This is a genomic window from Streptomyces sp. cmx-4-9, from assembly GCF_046548835.1.
Classification (GTDB): domain Bacteria; phylum Actinomycetota; class Actinomycetes; order Streptomycetales; family Streptomycetaceae; genus Streptomyces.
Genome location: NZ_JAEBEE010000006.1, coordinates 402,809 through 423,737, shown reverse-complemented (window position 1 = coordinate 423,737; position 20,929 = coordinate 402,809). Strand labels below are relative to the sequence as shown.

Annotated in this window: 19 protein-coding genes and 2 pseudogenes; 7 read left to right on the top strand and 14 right to left on the bottom strand. The window is 67.1% G+C overall.

The window, feature by feature from the left end; translation table 11 throughout:
• Positions 1 to 13: 13 nt before the first annotated feature.
• From ACLJTM_RS20810 to ACLJTM_RS20800, 3 genes are all read right to left on the bottom strand, one after another.
• A complete protein-coding gene (locus ACLJTM_RS20810) occupies positions 14 to 1,357 on the bottom strand; it encodes an MFS transporter (protein ID WP_411105161.1) in 1,344 nt (447 codons plus the stop codon).
• Positions 1,358 to 1,877: 520 nt separating this feature from the next.
• Entirely contained in the window at positions 1,878 to 2,678 is an 801-nt protein-coding gene (locus ACLJTM_RS20805) for a carbohydrate-binding protein (RefSeq protein ID WP_411105315.1), read from the bottom strand.
• 192 nt (positions 2,679 to 2,870) lie between these two features.
• Entirely contained in the window at positions 2,871 to 3,815 is a 945-nt protein-coding gene (locus ACLJTM_RS20800) for an AraC family transcriptional regulator (protein WP_411105160.1), read from the bottom strand.
• A gap of 1,129 nt (positions 3,816 to 4,944) precedes the next feature.
• On the opposite strand from ACLJTM_RS20800, the gene ACLJTM_RS20795 reads away from it, so the two are divergent.
• The 4 genes from ACLJTM_RS20795 (at position 4,945) to ACLJTM_RS20780 (ending at position 9,899) form a co-directional block, all read left to right on the top strand.
• Entirely contained in the window at positions 4,945 to 5,304 is a 360-nt protein-coding gene (locus tag ACLJTM_RS20795; protein WP_411105159.1) for a hypothetical protein, read from the top strand.
• A gap of 78 nt (positions 5,305 to 5,382) precedes the next feature.
• Positions 5,383 to 6,087, top strand: coding sequence for an ABC transporter ATP-binding protein (locus tag ACLJTM_RS20790; RefSeq protein WP_411105158.1), 705 nt, complete (start codon positions 5,383 to 5,385; stop codon positions 6,085 to 6,087).
• An 8-nt stretch (positions 6,088 to 6,095) separates the two neighbouring features.
• On the top strand, positions 6,096 to 8,261 hold the full coding sequence (locus tag ACLJTM_RS20785) for a hypothetical protein (protein WP_411105157.1): 2,166 nt from the start codon (positions 6,096 to 6,098) through the stop codon (positions 8,259 to 8,261).
• A 468-nt stretch (positions 8,262 to 8,729) separates the two neighbouring features.
• Positions 8,730 to 9,899, top strand: a complete 1,170-nt coding sequence (locus tag ACLJTM_RS20780; RefSeq protein ID WP_411105156.1) for a hypothetical protein — start codon at positions 8,730 to 8,732, stop codon at positions 9,897 to 9,899.
• A 496-nt stretch (positions 9,900 to 10,395) separates the two neighbouring features.
• On the opposite strand, the gene ACLJTM_RS20775 is transcribed toward ACLJTM_RS20780, so the two are convergent.
• On the bottom strand, positions 10,396 to 10,464 hold the full coding sequence (locus ACLJTM_RS20775) for a DUF6368 family protein (protein WP_411105314.1): 69 nt from the start codon (positions 10,462 to 10,464) through the stop codon (positions 10,396 to 10,398).
• A 32-nt stretch (positions 10,465 to 10,496) separates the two neighbouring features.
• Positions 10,497 to 10,763 (bottom strand): annotated as a pseudogene (locus ACLJTM_RS20770) (DNA polymerase III subunit beta); the annotation flags it as partial.
• A gap of 113 nt (positions 10,764 to 10,876) precedes the next feature.
• Here ACLJTM_RS20770 and ACLJTM_RS20765 point away from each other — a divergent pair.
• On the top strand, positions 10,877 to 11,128 hold the full coding sequence (locus ACLJTM_RS20765; RefSeq protein ID WP_411105155.1) for a hypothetical protein: 252 nt from the start codon (positions 10,877 to 10,879) through the stop codon (positions 11,126 to 11,128).
• Positions 11,129 to 11,198: 70 nt separating this feature from the next.
• On the top strand, positions 11,199 to 11,651 hold the full coding sequence (locus tag ACLJTM_RS20760) for a transposase (protein WP_411105154.1): 453 nt from the start codon (positions 11,199 to 11,201) through the stop codon (positions 11,649 to 11,651).
• Positions 11,652 to 11,669: 18 nt separating this feature from the next.
• Here the strand turns inward: ACLJTM_RS20760 and ACLJTM_RS20755 are convergent, their stop codons facing one another.
• The 4 genes from ACLJTM_RS20755 to ACLJTM_RS20740 form a co-directional block, all read right to left on the bottom strand.
• On the bottom strand, positions 11,670 to 12,281 hold the full coding sequence (locus ACLJTM_RS20755; protein WP_411105153.1) for a hypothetical protein: 612 nt from the start codon (positions 12,279 to 12,281) through the stop codon (positions 11,670 to 11,672).
• Between the two features lie 40 nt (positions 12,282 to 12,321).
• The gene (locus ACLJTM_RS20750; protein ID WP_411105152.1) at positions 12,322 to 12,975 is read right to left on the bottom strand and encodes a hypothetical protein; all 654 of its coding nucleotides are present in this window, start codon (positions 12,973 to 12,975) and stop codon (positions 12,322 to 12,324) included.
• A 624-nt stretch (positions 12,976 to 13,599) separates the two neighbouring features.
• A complete protein-coding gene (locus ACLJTM_RS20745) occupies positions 13,600 to 13,893 on the bottom strand; it encodes a hypothetical protein (RefSeq protein WP_411105151.1) in 294 nt (97 codons plus the stop codon).
• A gap of 178 nt (positions 13,894 to 14,071) precedes the next feature.
• Positions 14,072 to 15,382 (bottom strand): DUF4241 domain-containing protein, encoded by a 1,311-nt coding sequence (locus ACLJTM_RS20740; RefSeq protein ID WP_411105150.1) that lies wholly within the window; start codon positions 15,380 to 15,382, stop codon positions 14,072 to 14,074.
• Positions 15,383 to 15,891: 509 nt separating this feature from the next.
• Here ACLJTM_RS20740 and ACLJTM_RS20735 point away from each other — a divergent pair.
• A pseudogene (locus ACLJTM_RS20735) lies at positions 15,892 to 16,655 on the top strand (transposase).
• Positions 16,656 to 16,720: 65 nt separating this feature from the next.
• Here the strand turns inward: ACLJTM_RS20735 and ACLJTM_RS20730 are convergent.
• The 5 genes from ACLJTM_RS20730 to ACLJTM_RS20710 form a co-directional block, all read right to left on the bottom strand.
• Positions 16,721 to 17,194: a S26 family signal peptidase gene (locus tag ACLJTM_RS20730; RefSeq protein WP_411105148.1), complete on the bottom strand. Its 474-nt coding sequence runs from the start codon at positions 17,192 to 17,194 to the stop codon at positions 16,721 to 16,723.
• Positions 17,191 to 19,053, bottom strand: coding sequence for an ABC transporter ATP-binding protein (locus tag ACLJTM_RS20725; protein ID WP_411105146.1), 1,863 nt, complete (start codon positions 19,051 to 19,053; stop codon positions 17,191 to 17,193). Before ACLJTM_RS20725 ends, ACLJTM_RS20730 begins: the two co-directional genes overlap by 4 nt.
• Before the next feature lie 805 nt (positions 19,054 to 19,858).
• On the bottom strand, positions 19,859 to 20,068 hold the full coding sequence (locus ACLJTM_RS20720; protein ID WP_411105145.1) for a hypothetical protein: 210 nt from the start codon (positions 20,066 to 20,068) through the stop codon (positions 19,859 to 19,861).
• 42 nt (positions 20,069 to 20,110) lie between these two features.
• Positions 20,111 to 20,338, bottom strand: a complete 228-nt coding sequence (locus ACLJTM_RS20715; RefSeq protein ID WP_389801460.1) for a hypothetical protein — start codon at positions 20,336 to 20,338, stop codon at positions 20,111 to 20,113.
• Between the two features lie 48 nt (positions 20,339 to 20,386).
• Positions 20,387 to 20,926, bottom strand: a complete 540-nt coding sequence (locus tag ACLJTM_RS20710; RefSeq protein ID WP_411105144.1) for a TlpA family protein disulfide reductase — start codon at positions 20,924 to 20,926, stop codon at positions 20,387 to 20,389.
• Positions 20,927 to 20,929: the final 3 nt, after the last annotated feature.

The following is a 20,929-nucleotide window of genomic DNA, read 5'->3' as shown; positions in this document are numbered from 1 at the left end:
CGAACGAAGTACTTCAGTGTTCGCGAAGGTTTACCGTCTCCTTCCGTTCTTGTCGGTGATGTCCGCTATGCCTGCCGACGCCCTCTGCGGCTTCGACGGGGCGGTAGTGGGTGGGAAGGTCGCGCTGGGTGCGTATCGGACTGAAGGCGAGGATTAGCCAGCAAGGGGCGAGAAGACCCGTCATGATCCACATGGCGGTTCGGGGACCTAGGGCGTCGCCCAGGAAGCCACCGAGCAGGGAACCGAGCGGAATGGTGCTGTGGTTGAGCATCATGCTGGTTGCCACCACCCTCCCCAGGAGATGGGGTGGGCAGTACATCTGGCGGAAGCTGCCCAGGATGACGTTGCACGAGACGATGCCGACACCGATCACGAAGGCGCCGGACGCGAAGAACAGCAAGCCCGCCCCGCCAGACGCCAGCGGCATGAGCAGCGCACACGGTCCGGTGAGCATCTGCATCACCAGCATCCCGCGAGCGGTGCCGAACCGGCTCCCGATGGACTTGGCGAGCGTTGCGCCCAGGATGCCCCCGAGGCTGCCTGCTATCAGAACCAGCCCAACCGTTCCGGGGGTGATTCCGACGGTGCGGACCAGGAAGACGACCTGCACCGCCTGATAGCCCATCAGCGACAGGTTGACGATGGCCCCGTAGATCACCATCGGTCGTAGGTAGCGGTCTCGTTGTACGAATCTCAGCCCCTCGGCGACCTGGCTGCGCAGGTTTCCGTCCCGTTCGTCCTTCTCGGGCGGTGCCTCCTCCGCATGGATCGAACGGAGGCACCACGCCGAGACGAGGAATGTGAGCGCGTCCACTAGCAGCCCGGCCACCGCGCCGAAGGCATGGGCGATCAGACCGGCCAGTCCCGGGCCGGCCACACTCGTCCCGGCTTCACTCACCTGAAGTTTGGAGTTGCCCTCCAGCAGATCCCGCTCGGCCAGGACGGTGGGCAGGTAGACATGGTTGGCGGTGTTGAAGAAGACCGCGGCTGTGCCTCCGGCCAGCGCGACGATCAGCAGATGGGTGAAGGTCAGGGCGTCGAACCAGGCAAGAACCGGCACGCTCGCGTACAGACTCGCCGACACCAGATTGCAGGCGAGCATCACGGGGCGTCGGCGCATTCGGTCTAGCCATGCGCCCGCTGGCAAACCGACCACCAGCCAGGGCAGCCAGATGGCCGCGGATAGCAGACCCACCGCGGTGGCATTTGTGTGCAGCACCACGACGGCGATCAGCGGAAGTGCCACCGAGGTCACGCTGTTGCCGAGCGTACGCGCTGTCTCACCGAACCACAGCAACCGGAAGTCACGCTGCCTCAGCACCCTGCGATGCTCCATCTTCTTCTCCATCTTCTCCATGGAGGCAATCCTGTGTGACTACGAGGGGATGACCGCAAGCCGGTTACCAGGGCGTCTCGTTGAGCCTGGATAACAGCGGCATGTCGTTCTCAACGCGGTCCTACAGCCGTGAGCGATTGGCGTTGAGAGCAGCAGTTCGGAATCGGCGAGAGAACAGGAGGTAGGCACAGGGCACCCGCCCTCACCGAACTCCTCGCCCGCGAACTCCGCGCCCACGGCCGCGAGGTCATCGTCGTGCACCTGCACGTCCATCTGCCCCGAGTCCTCAAGACGCCCGCCACCCACGCCGGACAGGAGACCGCCCGATGACTCGACGCTTCCGCCGCTGCGGCCACACCCCCGGCGCCCTCACCTTCGAGGACCCAGCCGTAGTCGACGAGTTCCGCGCGATGCGCGCGGGCTCAAGTCGTATGTGGGCGGGGTGCTAACGGCGTTAGCACCCCGCCTAAACGGCCTGTCCTTTGACAGCCAAGGGGTCCCCCCCGCGTCGACCTGCCGGGGAGCGGGGGCGGCGGGCGGCTCAACCGCGGCGCCAGAGGGCGGGGACGTTCGGAGGCTCCCAGCCGGGAACGGCGGTGTGGGCCTGGACGCAGGTGTACGCCGCCCCGCCGTAGGCAACCTGGTCGCCGGTCCGGTACGCGGTCCCCGGCGCCCACGTTCCCCCCGGCGGGGTGCTCGGGCCGGGGGGCGTGACTGTGGGGGACGGCGACGGCGTCTGCGGTACGTCCAGGACGAAGTCGAAGGTGCCCTCCCTCCCCGGGCCGTTCTGACGCACGTTCATCAGCAGCCGGGCGTCGAAGATCGAGTCCGTGCTGTTACGCGGTTCCCCCGGGAAGTACAGCTGGGTGGTCAGCACAGGCCTGCCCGGGGCCTGCACCTTGACGTGGAGGTGTCGGGTGCGCCCCGGGTAGAGCCCCGGGACGATGGTCGACAGCCGGAACGCCCCCTGGGCATCGGTGAACTGGTGGCCCCGGAAGGCGAACCCGGTGTTGTCGTACGCGCCGTTCACATCGGCCTGCCAGAAGTCGATCAGGGCCCCCGCGACAGGCAGGCAAGCCCGACCGAAGACGTATCCGCTTACCGTGAGCCGGGTGCCTGGGGTGGACGAGGTCACCAGGGAGGTGCGCAGCGGGGAGTTCGGCTTGAAGTAGGGGCCCTCCGTCTGGGGCACGGTGGGGTGGTCGCCGTCGTCGCAGGCCGGGGTCAGTCCGGGCGCGCCGCCAACCCCGCGCTGGTCACGGGCCAGGGCCGCTCCACCGCCGATGAGCAGCGGCGTGCCGGCGGCGAGGGCGGCAGCCTTGAGGAAGTTCTTGCGGCTGATCCGGCCGGCGGGGGCGGCGCTCGGCGGTGCGGACCGTGACGGGTCGGTGGTGTGTTCTCCGGAGTTGGGCACGGGTCGGGCTCCTTCTCACTCGTGGGCGGGGAGGCGGCGGGCTGATCCGGGCCCCCGGGCCACGGTGGGGCGCGGCCCAGGGGCGGGAGGTGCGCACCCGGTCGCCCGGACCCTTCGGCGTCAACCTACGGTTCGCTCCGCGGCGGCCGCGATGGACGGAATCCTGGGATCATGGTGAATTTCTCCGTCCTGCGGGCTGCTCTCCGGGCCGCCCGCCGCCCGGTATTCCCCCGGGGTGAGGCCGGTTTCGCGCCGGAAGAAGCGGCAGAAGTACGCCGGGTCGGCGAAGCCCGTGTCCCGTGCCACCTGCCGGATCGTGAGGTCGGTACGGGCCAGCAGCCGCTTGGCCTCCAATGTCTGCCGGCGGCGGATCAGCCGACCGGGGGTCTGACCGGTGGCCTCCTTCACCAGCGCGTGCAGGTGCCCGGCGGACACGCCCAGCTCCCTCGCGCAGGAGGCCACGGAGGAGGCCGTACCGCCAGGGGAAGCGATCAGGCGGGTAAACGCGGCGGCCAGCTCGGCGGCACGTCCCGGTGCCGTGGCTTCCCGCCCTAGACCCGGCTCCCGGTTGCGCAGGGCCCGGGTGATCAGGATGTGCAGGTAGGCGCGCAACACCCCGACGTGCCCCTTGCGTAGCGTCCGGTACTCGTGCTCCATCTCTGCCAGCAGATCCGGGATCCCGTCTTGGCGGTCCCTCAGGCGCAGCCACGGCCGGTCGGCCAGCAGGTCCAGGGCGGCGGCGTCGTCGGGATGGGAGAGGAGGAAGTCCTCGTTGAAGAGCATCACCCGGCCGGTGAGTCCCTCGGTGTCCTCCCAGTGGTGGACCTGGCCGGGGGTGATCACGCACAGGTGCGGCGGGTCCAGAGGCCGGTGGGCGAGGTCGAGCACATGTGCGCCGCAACCGCCGGTGACGTGGACGATTTCGTAGAACGCGTGCCGGTGCGGGAAGTTCGCGCGGGAGAGCGGTCCGATGGCGTCGAAGGATCCGATGGCGAAGGGAAGGAGGTGCGGGAACGGGACCTCCAGCCGGTGCAGCGGCAGCTCGCCGGTCCGATGCGTGCTCACGAGGTGATCCGTAACGGGTTCATCGGAACAGTCTGTTACCAGCTCACCCGCTGGTCCAGACCAAAGGCAGCCGCCAGGGTTGGTCGCGGGGCCGAGACGGCGCAAGAGGTTCCGTCCAATCACGTGACCTGACCGTGGCAGATCGCTGCTGTTGATGTCGCAGTAACTCACCCGCGCCCCCGTACCCGCGGGTTGAGGGCTGCCTGGTGCTGGATCGGAGTGCCGGCCTAGGCAGTGTCTGATGGTTCTTGCCCGGGTGGTGGATCTACTGCCCGCAGGTCGCCACCTGGTCCCCGAGCCAGACGGGCCAGGCAGCGATGAGACCGCGAACCCGCCTAAGACCCCTGCGGACTGCCCCGACCAGCATCTCGGATGCCGAGCGGGAGATGCACGGGGGCCGGCAGGGCTCCAGCCAGTCCTACGTCCGCCATGAAGGTTCGCTGGCCCAACTGAAGTTCGGGCACACAAGGGGTGAGCACCTGGCTGGCGTCCGGCGCCCGGCCCGTGGCCGCGCGCCTCGTCGGCGCACTAGGCACGTGGCTCGGTGTCCGGCCCGCCCTGACCGCCCGAACCCTCCTGCTGCTCGTCCGCTCGTTGTTCTTGCCCGCTCTCGGATCCGCGCCCTACGCCAGATGCCGGGCCCACCCGCCACCACCCTGCCGTCGCCTCCCGCAGCCCGGACCGCCCCTCCCACCGTGCCTACTGCAGCGTGCACGGACAACGGGCGGCACGACCGCGACGCATCACGTCCTCATCATGGCTGGAACGATCCTCAGAATGACTTGAAACGCAGATTCGGGGGTGGATATCCGGACCGCTGAAGCAGAACAGGCCAAGGGACGCCGAATCATGCCGGGCGCAGTGGTATTCATTGCGCCATAGCGGCCTGAAATCGCTCACCCTTTGCCCTCGCCCGCCGGATGCTGGGGGGAAACCTCAGTAAGTGCTCAATTCTGTTGATCATCCCATCAGGATCGTTAGTGTTCATTCTGTTCCACCGAACACGACACTATGCGGCTCTGCAACCAGCCGAGCCGTCACGGAGGCCCTGTTGTCGATGGCGCGCTGACTAGTCAGCCGCCGTCTCGTATCGGGCCCTGTGGGCCCTTCAATTGGGGAGGAATCTTTCTTGCACCGCATCGCCAAGGTGGCTGTCCTCGTGACAGCCGCCATCGCTCTCAGCGCCCCCGCCGCCAACGCCGACAGGTCCTACATCTACAACAGCTACAGCGACGACGTCGAGGACTGGCACACCGGCGTCGGCTGGGGGGACGCCATAGCGTGCGACATGGACCAGGATGGGAACTCTGTGAAGGCTCACTTCACGCGGGACAACGGCTCCGCCAACACCAGATGGGCGCAGGCGGGCAACGGCACCTGCAACGGCGGATTCGATCTCAGCAGCACCAACCGGGTCAACAAGCACCGCTCACAGCAGATTCGTGACTGGGCAACCGATCCGTACGGCCCCTGGAAGTACCGTCCCTGATCCAGTACATGCTCATCGCGCGGAGCCGGAAGGTTCGGTACAGCCGGCTCCGCGCTGCCCGGCGGACAACGAGGAAGCATGAGAACCGACCTGCACGATCGAAAGACGGCCGCGGTAGAAGTGAAGGACCTGCACTACAGCATCGGTGATCGGCGTCTTCTGAACGGGCTGTCCCTCAGTGTTGCTGCCGGGTCGTCCGTGGCGGTGACAGGCCCCAGTGGCTCGGGGAAGACGACTCTCCTTTGCTGCTTGAGCGGTCTGATCGCCGCCTCGTCAGGTGTCATTCGCATCGCTGGCGTCGACATCTCGCAGGCATCTTCAGGCGAGCGAGCGGCACTGCGGCTGCGCACAGTCGGTACCATCTACCAGTTCGGTGAGCTGATACCCGAACTGTCGCCCCTGGAGAATGCCGCACTACCGGTCCTGCTTGCCGGAGGCGACGCGAAGAAGGCATACGCGGACGCGCAGAGTCTGCTGGATGGACTCGGCGTACAGGAGTCCTCATCCAAGGACACCGCGTCGCTCTCGGGCGGAGAGCGCCAGCGTGTCGCCGTTGCTCGCGCTCTCATCGGCAGGCCTTCTGTGGTTCTGGCGGACGAACCCACTGGTTCCCTCGACCAGCGCACCGGCGACGTCGTCGCTGATCTGCTGTTCGAGCTGCCCACCCGCTTTCAGTGTGCGCTGATCGTGGTCACCCACAATCCTCAGATTGCAGCCCGAGCCGACCGGACGCTTGAACTCACCGAAGGACGCCTGCTTGCGGACTCGGAGGCGCGCAGGTGAGAAGGCACGTGGCCATGCTCCGACTCGGTCACCGGGTAGGAATGTCCAGCGGCGTATCCGCCCTGGTTCACCGCTTCGGGCTGTTCGCAGCATCCTTCCTCGTCCTGTGGGTGGCCTGGAGCCTCCTGGCCGTGGACGCCGGTCTGGCCGCTCGTCAGGAACGACAGGACGCCCGTTCCCCGGTCATGGTTGAGCAGAGCCAAGAAGCGGTGGCCCTGTGGCTGGAGCGCCCGGATTACGCTGATGGTCAGGCCATATCGGTCATCTTCCTGGAGCCACTCCAGTCAGATGCCAGTCCGCCGTCAGGCCTTGATAGGTGGCCTGAAAAGGGCGAGGCCTTTCTTTCGCCTCAGGCTGCGAAGCACGCGTCCGGGGCCCTCGTCTCCCGCTACGGCACGATGGGTGGGACCATTGGGCGAACGGGCCTCACCGAACCCAATGAGCTGCTGGTGTACACCCGTTCTCCCATCGAGGGAATCTTCGGCGAGACGGGTCATAGAACACGCATATCAGGCTTCGGGAATCCGAACTCTCAGTTCATCGACTACTTCACCGTGAGCCACCAGTTCGAACGCTCCTACGGCGACCTCTGGATACTGCTCCTGCTGTTCACCGTGATGCCGGCCGCGGCCTCTCTCATGGTCGTGGTGCGTGGTGGCGCGGAGCTGAGAGACCGTCGGATCTCGATGCTCGAGGCTCTGGGAGCTTCACCTGTAGCGCGCCTGCTGGTGCTCACCGGTGAAGCTGCGGCCCCTGTACTGGCGGGCTCGCTTCTTGCAGCAGCCGCAGCGTGGGCCACGACCCTGTGGGACACCACTCTCCCCTTCACCGGGTACACCGTCTCAGCTGGTGATGTGGCCTCACTGCGCATATGGACCCCCCTGCTGATCCTTGTCGCGGCCACCCTCGTACTTGGGGTCAGCGCGCTGCGCTACGCCCTACCCCCCAAGCGAACTAGCACCCGCCCACAGCAGACCAGAGCCACGCCCGGACGGACGGTATGGGTCCTGTCCGCGATCGGATCCTTCCTGTGCCTGTATGGAACATGGCGGGCAGACGGTCCGGGACGGGTCGTCTTCTTCTTCGGGGTCATGCTCGTACTCACCGTCCTCCCCGTCCTTGCCGGACGCCTGGCAGGCTCTCTCGGATCGGCGATCGCCTCGCGCGCCCTGCGTAGAGGCGACGCGGCAGGACTCATCGCCGGCCGGTGGCTCGCCGCCAGACCCGTAGTCGTCGCCGTACTCAGTGCGGCAATGATCCTGGGGCTAGGCCTCACCACCCTGGGCCAGGTCGTCACCAGCCAGCTCGAAGGCCCGGAAATCGTTGCCAAGCGCTTGGCCGGCGTAAACAACCACAACGCCGTCCTGATCAAGGCGTCAGGTGATCCATCCCGCTTCGACCAGCTCCGCCAGCAGCTCCCCGACCATCCCACAGCGCTCCTCTACCGCGAGGGCGGACGCACAATACTGTCTGCCGACTGCAACTCACTGGCATTCTTCGGAGCACTCACCACCTGCCCCACGGCGGTCACAGATCTGACTGACGCGATATCGATCGTTGAGACCACGCCCCGCACAGCACTGGCCGTGCTCGGCCTCTCACAGGACAAGGTGAGCATCACCACCCAACGCCCGGGCATCACCGACCCCGCCAACGTCTCCCTCGTGGTCTTCAACACCTCCGGCGGAATCGGAGCCGATCACATCTGGGATACCGCCTACCGGACGCTGGGCTTCCCCATGCTTGACGTGCCGGTGGAGTCCGGGATGCTCGGCGCGCAAGCCCGGAGCGACTACGTCAAGTGGGTGCTGGATGCCTCACTGATCGGCCTGCTCGCCCTCGTCCTCGCGGGAATCGTGGGCGCAGCCTCCGTATTCGACGACCAAGCGCGAAGCCTCGGCCCTGTGGCCTCGTTCCGAAGCGACAGAAACTTCTACCTGAGGGTGGCCCTCTGGAACCTCTCCGTTCCCCTCCTTGTCGTGGGAGCGGGCGCCGGAGTGGCTACGTACCTACTCGGCCAGATGCTGCTCTCCATCGGCGACGGAGGTGAACTCTCCGCCGGACTCGTGGCCGCCGGCTCCGTGAGTATCGCCATCGGCGGTGTCATCGTCGCCGGCATATGCGCCGAGATCGCAACACGTCGGAGCCGAATCTGGCGCCCTACGAACGACTGATGCAGCAGCTCTTCGCACCCTGGCCGCTCCTCTGACCTTCCGTCCTGGATCGCCTGGCTCGCGCGGACGGGGAGGGGGAGGGTTCCCCGGCTACCTCTCCGCGCGAGCTGTGGGACTTCCGCATGGTGACGGTGGTATGGGCAGGCCCAGGGCGACGGCTGCACGGCGGCACCCCGCTCGGACAGCGGCGAGTTCGGCCCGTACGTCCGTCCCGGGCCGCTGGCCGGCGGCCGCTGGAAGCACTGGCTGAGCGGATGGCAGAGAGGGGCAAGCCTTGGACCTTCGTCGCCAGTGGAGCGCCGTTGCGCGAGGACGTCCTCGTGCGAACCGATGCCGCGTCTGTGGAGCAATGCCTCGCAGTGGGCTTGCCCCGCCTGCGTGAGCTGGGCTTTTCGTTCCCTGTGTGAGAGAGCACGTGTGACCGAACCACCACCCTGGACGTCAGTGCCCGGCTGCTTGCATGAGCCCATGGACACCGTGCATACGACCGCCGCCCTCCTCCCGGACCCCGCCGAGCTCCGCGCGCACCTGCGCGCGCTGGCCGTGCTGGACCAGGCGATCTGCCGCGACCCGCGGTTCTCCCGCTACTCCTTCTCCACCACCTGGGGGCCTGGGACGGAGGCGGCCCCGATGGACAACGGCTCGGGTGACGACTTCTCCGTCCTCTTCACCCCGGCCGGTGTGCTCGTCCGCGGCTTCGACCACGAGTCGGAGATGAGCCCGTATGCCACGGACGACGAACAGGTCTGGCCCGGTGTCATCGACGAGGTGCCCGCCGTGCTGCGCCCGCTCCTGGACGACCCGGCCTTCGTCGACGAGGACCTCGGCGCCCCGCGGGTCACCGTATGCCTGTGGTGGGAGACCGGCGGCAGCGCCTGGCGCACCGGCTCGGGCATCGAGTTCCCCTCGGGCAGCCCGGACCCGGACGGCTCCGGGCACCTCTTCCGCCTCCTCACCGACCGCTCCCCCGAGGCCGTCCAGGCGCACTTCGAGGAGGACTACGGGCGGCCCGTCCCCCTCGACACCGTCCGCCACGTCCTTGCGGGCCACCCTCTGACCCCCGAAGCCGCCCGCGGCCTCAACCCGGCCGCCCTCTCCGACGAGGCCCTGCTCCGCCGGATCGCCGCCGACCCCGAGGTCGAGGCGTACCTCGCCTGCGACGGCGAGTTCGACCTCACGCGAACCGACCCCATCGAGTCGATCGCCCTGCCGACCGGTCTCCCGGTGAAGCCCGTGGCCGGCTGCAACGCGGGAGGCACCCACTACCTCTGCGGCCCGGCCGGCTCCGACCGCGTCCGCCCCGTCCTCTACACCGATTCCGAGGGCCAGGCTTCCCTCATCGCGGAGTCCCTCGCCGAGGCCCTGACCCTGGCCATCGTCCTCCCCTCCTGGCACGACGCCCTGGCCGGCTTCCGTCCCCCCGCGCTCAACGCCGACTACCTTGCGGACAACCCGGACCACCCCGAGGTCCGCGACCGCCTCCTCGCCGCCCTGCGCCTCCCCCCGGCCACCGAGCCCGAGGTCCTGGCCCGCCTCCTCACCACGGCCGCCCGCACCGTCCCGGACGGTTTCCTCCCTTCGGTCGAGGGCGAGGAGGACGCGGCCTTCGAACCGATGCTCCGGCTGCCGGCCGAGTAGGGCAGCCCCGCCGCGCGCCGCCTTCCGGACCCGACGCACCGCTAGGGCGAAGCCATGACCGCACCGCCCGACTGGATGCGCCCGCCCCGCGCGGAGGGCTGTTCGCGCAGGACGTGGACCGCCTCCCGAGGTTCGGCCCGGCGCATGCCGAAGTTTCGGCAGAAGACCTCGGGGTGACCAACCTCAAGGACGTGGAGGGATGGGTCGTCACCGGGCATCACAACGGCGTCCTTACCTATGTCAGCCCCGATGAGCCTCAGGAGCAGTCGCAGATCACTGTCGGGCTGTTCGGACGTTCCAGGCGTCACAGGGACGGGCCCTCGTCGGTGTATGACCGGATTCCCTCCCAGCGGGGGGAATCCGGGATGTGCCCCTGAACGGGCAGGCATCGGCAGCGGTGCCGGCCCACCAACAGCAGTCCGCGCTCGCTCGGCAGCCGATGCGCCCGCGTATGAGGTCCAGATGAAGCACCACCTCCGCCGCGGATCTGCCTGGGCTAGTTGACCAGCCGGAAGGCGGGGTGCGCAGCCCAGGCCCGCAGGAACCCCGCCGTTCCCAGCGCCATCCAATCGTCGTCCGCGATTTCCAGTACCCCCGGGAGCACGCCACCATCGCATCGGGCAATACCCGACAGATATCCAGCATTCTGCGCCCGGGCACGAGCACCCGACCGTCTGTCAGCGTCTCCGCCGGGACCTCGGTGGTCGCGGACGCCTCGTAGTCGAAGCCCGAGATACGCAGCCGTCCCTCCGCCGCGTCCAGCATCAGGCCGCCCAGCACAGGCACAGGCGACCGTGACGGCAACGATCTGGCCGCCGAGGCCACGGCCTCGGCGAGAGTGCCGCGCTCGATCCGGAACTCCATCCGTACATCCCCCATCGCGTCGCACCGGTTGGTCCGCGCACGCTCTATGTCGCTACTGACAACGCTCGGTCTGTCCCGGCACACGCCGAACAGGGCAAGGAGCCCACGATCTGGTGGTGACGCCCGACTTGGACTCCCCCGCGACCGCGCTCCACGCGAAAATCGACGACCTGCTAAAGGAGTCGCCGCACCTCGCGCCATGGCGGCACACGGTAGGGATCGCGCCGCAGCTGACCGACGCCGAGCTGGTCACGCTCGTGATGATGCAGGCCATGCTCGGCTTCACCTCCGAGGCCAAGTGGCTCTGCCACGCTAGCTGCCACCTGCGGCATCTCTTCCTGTACCTGCCCCAGCAGCCCGGCTAACAAGCGGCTGCGCAAGGTCGCCGAGCTGCTCCCGCCGGGTCACCAGGCTCCTTGCAGCCGACACTTCCGTGTGGGCCTGGTATGCACCCTGCAGGGACTGCCCGTCGCCTTCGCACTGACCGGAGCGAAGGCCGACGAGCGCGAGACCCTGCTCGACCTGCTCGCGGTCGAACCCGGCCTCGCCGCCGCCCGGCCCGGGCAGACGCTGATCGGCGACAAGAACTACTTCGGCCGCGACTTCGAACATCAACTGGCCGAGCACGCCATCCGACTGCTGCGGCCGGCCCGCGAGAGCGAGCCCGAGCGGCCCGGAGCACACGTGTTCAAGCCGTTGAGGCAGGTCATCGTGTCGATTAACGAGACCTTGAAGGGCCAGCTCGATCTCGCACATCACCGCGGCCACACACCCCGGCGTCATCGCCCGGGTGATGCAGCGGATCCTCGCACTGACCGCCGCGATCTGGCACAACGACCACACGCGACACAGCCCGTCCTATCCTCACTGACCGCCTTCGAGCACTGACCTCTTGGAATCGATCATCTAGCGCGACCCGGTGCTGGGGGTGTTGGTCCCCGACTCGTCGGGGTGGTGTTGGATCTGCAGTCGGGTCGCGGGATCTCCGATGATGATCCGCGAGACTGACCGATTGTTAGGCACTGGCGTGGTGGTAACTTCTCCGCGGATCTCTCCAGGGCTGCTGCTGGCCGCATCCACGGTGTACTCGATCACCATCGCGTCCTTGCTGCAGAGCAGGGAGGCCCAAGCCTTCGCACTGCCGTTGCCAGAAACACTGTTGTAGGGGCCGGCCGGGTAGGGGGCGGTTCCCTGGCCATGTGAGGGCCACTTCGACACGAGGTGGATATCGCTGCGTTGGGGGTCGCTTTTCGGCGTGGCGACGATTCCACAGGAGTCGCTGGTTACGTAGGCGATGAGGCGGACGTCTCCATATTGCACCTCAGAAAGGATCCGAGGGTGATCCTTCAGGTCTTCCAGCGGGTCGCTATCCACCGAAATCCCACGCAACTCGGTCAGTGGAATGTTGCGTCCTTCGCTCGGAGTGGAGTTCTTGTCAGGCGCTCTACCGGAATCGCATCCAAATGTCAGCGCAATCAGGGCTGCCCCGATGGCTAAAGTCCTCTTTGTTTTAGCCATCAAGGCCACCCCTTACTTACGTCGCATGGTCAGACTCTGGTCACTGGTTCCATGAATTGAAGCAGACACCCACCGGCTTGGAGGCGTAGGCGTCCTTGCCCGTGTCCGGACCCCACAGGTTGTAGACGTCACCCTGGTACAGATCGTAGAGCGGGAAGGCCTGTACGACTCCCCACTTGCCGGCGGGTACCTCGTAGCGGTTCTCGTTCTTGACGGTGTAGGTGTTGGTGACGCTCCAGCCCATGCCAGCCGAGATGGCCTTGACCTCGATGCCGATCTCCTTCGTGTAAGTCGCGGCGACGGCCTTCTCGACTGTCAGGACGAGCGTGGTCTTACCGGCTCCGCTCGTCTGTGAGAGGAGGTCGGTTCCGCACTGCTGGCCGATCCAGCGGGCGTTTTTGAGCTGGTAGGCCGCCGCCGTACCTGCCGGGCCCGGGTTGACTGTTGCCAGGGCCTCCCCCGACAGGATGCCGGGGGCAGCCTCACCCGCGTTCCTCTTGACGACCGTGTTCGGGCCCGGCGTGAAAAACTTGCCGTCAGCCGAGACCGCGCCCGGGGATAATCCCTGCAGTGTCTCGGAGTTTGCGTACGAAACTCCCGAAGTCATAGTGGCGGTCAACGCGGCTGCCAATGCCGTCCCGGTAACCACTGTGGCGATGCCACGCTTCTTGGAATGGAAATTCATGCGCTTCACAGCTCTCCTTGAACTCGAAAATCGACTTCGATCGAGTGAGGGGTTGACCCTCCCCACGGGAATCTCCTGGTGCACTGGAAGTTTGTTCCGTGCACCCGAAGACTTCAATCAACCCTAACTAAATGTGGCCCAGGTCACACGGAACCCTCAGGGGCACCTCAAATCTATTGGCCCAATCGAGCCATCACGCCTAGTTCTCAGTCAAACCTAATTCCGGGCCAGAAATGGAGAGCCGCGATAAATTGCCATTTTGGCGAAAATCTGACTGAGTCACTCGAGGGTGCTCACCGCGCCGGGCCGCCTGTACTTCCTGCGCGCCGACGGCATCAGCTGGTCCCGTAAGCCGCTGCACTGCCCCGGTGCGACCCCTCCACCGGTCTGGGGGCGCGACCAATGGTGAGGACTCCATATACACCCGCCGGTGCGGACACATCAGCCGGGACGGACGGCTCAGCCCAGGCAGTGCGGACAACACAGCCGGCAGACCTGGGGGTGAGCACTCGTCCTATGCCCGATACGTCATTGCCATGCAGTAACTCTGTCTGTGCCTACACCGATTTCCGACCCGACCGCGGAGCCGAGTTGGGCGTGGGCATCGATGTCGGCTGGGCACTGTCCGGCAGATCATGCTTCGGGGACGGTGGGCCGGGGGTCGTAGAGGTAGGAGCGGTCGTTTTTGAAGCTGCGCCAGACGGTGGCTGGGGGTTCGGGTTCATCACCGGGGCTGTTGAGGGGACGGGCGGTGACGAGGCCGTCAGCGATCTCGCAGTGCCAGCCGTCTGTCGGCGACCAGACGCACGACACGTTTCCGTCCGTTCGGCGATAGGCGGGGCGGCCGTGGTGCTCGCCGTCGCGTTCGAAGTGGTAGCGGAGCCCATCGGTGTGGCGCACGAAGGTGAAGGATGCAAGTGCCGTCATACCTTCGGCACTGTATGGGACGGCGCTGCTGGCGGCTAAAAGATCGCCCCTCCCCATGCCGGGAACAACGAGCCAGCAGTCCGACAGTCACACGATCCGCCGGACAGTGCCTAAACCCCGGACACCGCTGACCTGCTGAAATCCCATAGAGGGACGACAGGGGCGCGTGCTGCCGAGCTCAGGCGTCGATGGTGGGTCCGGCGTCCGGGAGTATCTCGGGCATCCCCTCCACCAGCACTACGACCCCCGCCACCTGGCCGGCCTCGGTGCGGCCGACCCAGACGGGATAGGTACCGTCCCCTGTCGTTGCGAAGGCCGCCAGCTCGCCGCCGGAGGCGCGGTCCCGGGTACGCAGCAGGTACATGGACTCGCTGAACTCCTCGTAGGCGTCCGGGTCCAGGTCTGGGTCTGGGTCTGCCTTGATCATGCCTTTCTCAAGGAGGGCAAGGAGGGGCTCCCAGGCCCCGGCATCGGCGAAGCAACCGGTGGCACCGTCGGTGACGAATCCGGAGATCTGGTTCTCGATGAACAGCCGAAGGTCGTCTTTGGGCCTGAGCGCCATCTCCCACGACACCGCGGGAGCCTCACTAACGAGGAGGCGGACGGCGAGGGTGTCAGTGCGCGTGACCTCCCTCTGCTCCCACTCGCAGTGGTAGGTGTGGCGGGCCCGCGCCTCGTCCAGTACGTACTCCCCGGGCGGGACACGAACTGTGACGTGGGGTCCGTCTGCATGGTCGATGTCCGGGCCGGAGACCGCCAGTAGCCCGCTAGGCACGCGCAGGGTGCCGATGCACCGCGGCTCCACAACCATCATCTCAGGGTGGTACCCGTCGGTCACGCGCACCCCGGGCCGGAACAGCTCACCAATCGGTCCAGGCTGCGCGGGGCGGGGCGGATGCCAGCAGGTAGCGGGAGCGGGAGCGTGGCCGCTGTAGTCGTCTGCTGTCGGGGCCGCCTGGGCGAACTCGAAGACCGGTGCCTCCGCTACGCCGTGGAACCGGGCCGAGAGAAGCGGCCACTCTCCGAAGACAGGCCGTTCCACCCAGCGCTCGTCCTCACGGAGCTGGGGCACGGTGATGTGGGCGCCTCCGAGCTTGCCCCGGGGCTCCTCCGTCCGCCGGCCCCTCCCATCCGGGAAGAGCTCCACGGTGACACGCGGGCACGCTTGGTCGAATTCCGTCATGTCCGGGCCGGTGTACTTCCAGCAGACGGTGTACCGGGGCAGCAGGCGCATCTGGCTATCCAGCAGCCGCATGTCCAGCTCGCAGGTACGGCGGCCCTGCACGTCGTAGACCAGAAGACCGACATGGTGATCCCGCCAGGAGACGAGCCGGACCTCCAGCGGAGCCTCCCGGCCCGCCGTCCGGTACACCACCACATACGGAAGCCCGGCAAGATCCCGCTCACGGGCCTCCTCCACGGATATCGGTCTCCAGGGGACACGAGCCTCCAGGTCCCACGCCCGGGCGTACCCCGCCTCAACCACCATTGCCGCTCCCCGCTCGCCTCCGTACCGACGAGCTGCAACATAGCCGCCACCTGCGACAACGGCTGTGCCGGGCCGGGCCGGGCCCGGGCCGACTAAGGGCTGTCCCGTAAAGCTGACCGGGGTCGCCGCGACTCGGACCTTGCGCCTGTGGCAGCCTGCCGTCATGCCAGCCGATCTGCGAGAACATGCAGGGCGTCACTACGCCATCCAGTTTCACTACGCCCTGCCCGACGATGCCTGGGCTGTGGAGTTGGGCGAGGCTGTGCCAACTGCAGCCGCGTGGGCCGAGGACCCCAGCGAGAGGTACCGGCCTGGAGCTGCCTTCTTGGTGGCGTTTGTCCCCGACGAGGATCCGGATGCGAACCGACCGTCCACATCCACAGTCATGATGAGCACGTCATCCCCTACGAGATCATGCGCTGGTTCATGGAGCAGGTGGCCGACCAGGTCGAACGCTGCCGCATCGCGTTCCAGAAGGATGGGCAGGACGCACTGGTATGCCCCTTGCCGTGGCTGGTGTGATCAGAGCGTCTGAGCCGTCCCGGATAGCCTCGTTCACCGGGCTGAGCCCGCGCAACTTCGGCAAGCTGGTGACGGTGTTGCGGCGCGGATGCGGTCCGCAGGGGTCGGCCGTGGAGCCTTGCGTTGGAGGACCGTACACTGCTGGTGGCCCCGCGTACTGGCGCACGAACTTGACGATGCGGCAGCTCGTTCCGCTGTTCGGGATCTCGAAGTCGGCGGCGGACTGCATCATCGACCAACTCGGGCCGATGCTCGCGCTCCGGCCCCGCAAGCGATTCGCCGACGGCACCGTGCTCATCGTGGACGGCACGCTGGTTCCCACCCGCGACCACTCCGTGGCGGAGCAGTCGAAGAACTACCGGTACTCCACCGCCCACCAGGTCGTCATCGACGCGGACACCCGTCTCGTCGTCGTGGTCGGCCGGCCTCTGCCGGGCGACCGGCACGACTCCCGCGGATGGGAGAGTCCGGTGCCAAGGCCGCCATCGGCAACACCACCACGATCACCGACGGCGGCTACCAGGGCACCGGACTGGTCATCCCGCATCGAAAGGCGAAGGGCCGGGCAGAACTCCCGGAGTGGAAGAAGGAACACAACCGGTCCCACAAGCAGGTCCGAGCACGCGTCGAGCACGTCTTTGCCCGCATGAAGACCTGGAAGATCCTCCGCGACTGCCGTCTCAAAGGCGACGGCGTCCACCACGCCATGCTCGGCATCGCCCGGATGCACAACCTCGCCCTCGACGGATAGGCGAGCGGGCCGCACGGCGGTTCACCATGCCCGAGGCAACAAGAAGATCACTTACGGGACAACCTTTAGGCGGTCGGCACGCCCGTCCGCAGGACACGCACCACACGCCCCAGGACCTGGTTCTGGGGGCACGGCCCGAAGTGTCGGGAGTCACTGCTGTACGGGCCGTCGCCCTTGACGGCGATGTGCCCGGGAGGCACCGGGCCTTGCTGCGACGATCCGGCGGGCATGGGGTCACCGGGCAGCGCCACGGCGCGCTTGATGTTCCACGGTGACTCATCCAGCCCCCGAGGCGCGGGGTGACCGTCCCGTGGCCAGCCGAAGATGGGATCGGGCTGGGCGATGACGACCAGGTCGTCGGTCTCGAGATGCCGGGAGCCCCTGCGGACGATGACCCGGGCGCCGGGACGGAGCGTGGGTTCCATGCTCCTTCCGTCGACGTTGACGGCAACGTAGGTGCGCTTGACCCACCACACGACGGCGGCCGCAGACACGGGGACGAACCCGAGGAGGTGCCAAGGGCGGATGCGTGCGTTCACAAGGTTGCTCCGGATTCGCTAGTCGCGGTGTAGTTCGACGCCTGAATGGTGAAGAGCCTCGCGTACTCCCCGTCGATGCCCATGAGTTCTCCGTGCGTGCCGGACTCCGTGATGCGGCCGTCCTCCAGAACGATGATGCGGTCGGCGTCGCGGAGGACACCGAGACGGTGCGAGACGAGAAGGCTCGTGGCTCCCTCTCGGTAGACCTTCAGCCGGTCGTGCAGCTGTTGCTCCGCCGCCGGATCCATGCCCGAGCTGGGTTCGTCCAGCACGAGGAGGTCTCGGCCGACGCGCATGAGTGCCCGAGCCAGGGCGAGACGCTGCCACTGTCCGCCGGAGAGCACGACGCCCGCGAAGTCGGTACCGGGGTCGCCGTCCATCTCCGGGAACGTCCGGGAGAGCAGGGTGTGGTAGCCGCGGGGAAGGCTCGTGATGTGGTCGTGGATGCCGGCCTCCCGCGCCGAGGCCTCGATACGGGGCTGGTCGTCGAGCCGCTGTACGTCCCCGATGCCGATGTTCTCGGTGGCGGAGAGGTCGTAGCGGACGAAGTCCTGGAAGACGGCACTGATCCGGTCGCGCAGGGTCGGCAGGTCAAGGTCGCGCAGATCCGTGCCGTCCCAGCGGATGGTGCCCTTCTCCGGGTCGTAGAGGCGCAGCAGCAGCTTGACGAGAGTCGACTTCCCGGCTCCGTTGAGGCCGACGAGCGCGAGGGAGGTTCCCCGCTCGATGCTGAAGGTGACGCCGCGGAGCACCCACGGTCCGTCCTCGCTGTAGCGGAACCAGACGTCGTCGAACGTGATGCGGTGGGTCAGCGCGGGGGTGGTGCCGGCGGTGCGCGCGGTCGGCAGGTCGTTGGGGGTCGTGGTCACCTCCACGTAGTGCCCGTAGAGGACCAGGGCGTGGTGGTAACTCGTCACCAGCGAGACGGTGGAGGTGAGCGAGGCCTGGACGCCGCCGATCGTGGTGATGAAGGCGGTGATGTCACCGGCGTCGAAAGTGCCGGACACCGCGGCGTCGACGATCCAGACCATGCCGCCGCCGGCGATCACGGCGCCGAGAACCGCGAGGGGAGCCTGGGTGAGGAGCGCCTTGCGGTCCACCCCTTCCTCGGCGGCGTTGATGATGCGGGTCTCGCGGTTCATCCGGTCGAGGAGGAACGGGCCGATCCCGAAGAGCTTGGTCTCCTTGATGGCGGAGACGTTGGTCATCAGGCTCTGGTAGAAGATCTGACGCCGGTTGCGTGGGCTGATCGACCACACCATCTTCGCGCGCTGCTTGCTGAGGTGGAGCTGGATGGCCAGTGCCGGAAGGGCGGCCGCCACCGTCAGGACCGTCATCATGGGGGAGATGAAGTAGAGCACCGTGAGCAGGCCGGACACGGACAGCGTGTTCTGGATCAGCCCGAACAGGGACTGGGTGATCGCCTCCGGTGCCCCGATCGCCGACTGCTGGGCGATCTGGAGGCTGTCGAGAAAGCGGGGGGACTCGAACCTCGCGATGCCGTCGAACCTGTTGACCGACGCGAACAGGTCGTTCTGTACGCGCATCGCGATCCTGCGAGTGAGTCGTGAGCGTACGTACTGGGTCGTCAGGGGCAGCACACCGGCGAGCAGTCCCAGAACGGCCATGCCGATGACGAGGCCGAGGGGACCGGGGCGGCTCGGATCGGACTGAGCGGGGTCCTGGCCGATCTGGTTGAGGAGCCACTTCAGCTGAAGGGCGATGCCGGCGGGTATGAGTCCCTGGACGAGGGTGGAGATGAGATAGACGAGGAAGGCGCCCGGGCTGGCGCGCCAGGTGAGAGCGACGATGCTGACCGTGCGGGAGAGGAACTCCCGCCAGCCTCCGACGGTGGTCATAGGAATCCCTCCACTCTGCTCCCGCCGACGGATCGGCGGGAGCAGAGCCGTTTCAGGTCAGGCGCACTGGGGACCGCAGCTGACCCAGGGAGTGCAACCTGGGCCCAACTTGCAGCAGCTGACGTACAGCGTGGCACCGACGCACTTCGAATCCCAGTAGTGACCGTCGGGGCAGCCAGAAGTGCACGGCGACCACGCCGCTGCCGATGTCTCAGGTGCCAACCGGTGAAGCATGGCGTTGCCGAGCCGAGTGAACAAATTCATACGAGTTTCAATCTCCCGTCGAGTGGGCTTCAGCGGTTCGGGCCAGAGGCCCGGGCGGACCCGCGCCGCGTGGGCGAGCCGCACGGAGCATCTGCGGCCTCGCGGCGTCTTCGATGCCGGTCTGTCGCGCGCGGTGCGGGGCCGGTCTTCGTCAAAGCACAAGCTGTTTCAGGTTCAGGCGTACTGAGGGCCGCAGTTGAACCATTGGCTGCAGTCGGCATTCGAAGCGCAACAGCGGGCGTACAGGGTCGCGCCTGCACACTTTGACGAGAAGTACGCGAGGTATTCGCCGCAGGAAGTGCAGGCGGACCAGGCCGCGGTCGCCGTTGCCTCCGGTGCCAGCCGGTGAAGCATGACGTTGCCGAGCCGAGTGAACAGATCTATTCGGGTTTCGTCTCCTACTCAGTAGTCGTGTCAGCAGGAGGGGCCTCAGAGCTGCCAGTTACGGCGGATGCCGGTCGGTCGGGATCTGCAAGCGCTGTCGTCCTCGCATCAGGCCAGGCATGAGCCACGGGCCCGGGCGAGCACGGGCTGTCTCAGATCAGGCGCACTGAAGGCCGCAGTACTGCCACGAGCTGCAATGGTCGATGGTGGTGCAGCAACGGACGTACATCTTGGGGCCGTAGCAGTGCGTCTCCTTGGAGGGGTACGAGGACGGGCACCCCTGGGAGCAGTTGTTCCACGCGGCGGCCGTGGCCTCCGGTGCGAGTCTGTCGAGGATCGCGTCGCCGAGTCGGGTGAAGCGGTTCACGGGCAGATCACCTTCCGCTGGGTCGGTATTTCGGCGGGTTATTCAGCAGTAGGCGCCGCAGAGCTGCCACGGCCCGCAGACGCCTGCGGAGCAGTTCGCGCAGCTGCCGGTGCAGCAGCAGCGCTTGTACAGGTAGGCCCCGGAGCACTTGTTCTGCTTGTATCCGCAGCCCATCTCGATCGCAGAGCAGTCGCCGCAGACGGCCGTCGCCGTGGCCTCCGGCGCGAGTCTGCCGAGAAGGGCGTCGCCCATCCTGGTCAGGAGTTTCACCAGTGCTTTTCCTTCCGGTACGTATCGTGCTCACGCTTCCGGCGTCGACTACGCCGGAAGTGCTTGGAGGTTCGGCTTGGAACCGGTGTGCGTGGCAGTGATGTACTGGTCGGCATCCGCGATCACGGTCGTCGGGGTCGCTGTGATCGAGTAGAGGGAGGAGATGTCGCCGGGAGCCTCCTCGAAGACCACCGTGGCGAGGCCGTCGAGGCGATTCGCCATCTGCCGGGCCTTGCCCTGTTCGCCGGCGATGACGACCACGATGCGGGAATCGTCCAGGCCGGTCTGGGCGGCGAACTCCGGCATGTCCTCGACGAACTCGTCGCACGCGCCGCAGCTGGTGGTGATGAAGGAAAGAGCCGCCGCACCGCCCGCGAGCGATGTGGAGGCGAACACCTCCCCACCCATGGCGGGGGCCGAGAACATCGGCAGCTTCGTGCCCACCTCGGGACCGGAGGGCGCGTGGGGGTCGACGGCTCGGCGCTGCTCCTCCTGGCGCCGCAGCCGGCGCACGATGGCGAGGGACAGGGCCAGGTTGAGAAGGCCGAGCGCACCGACGAGGACCATGCCTGCGACGACAAAGATCATTTC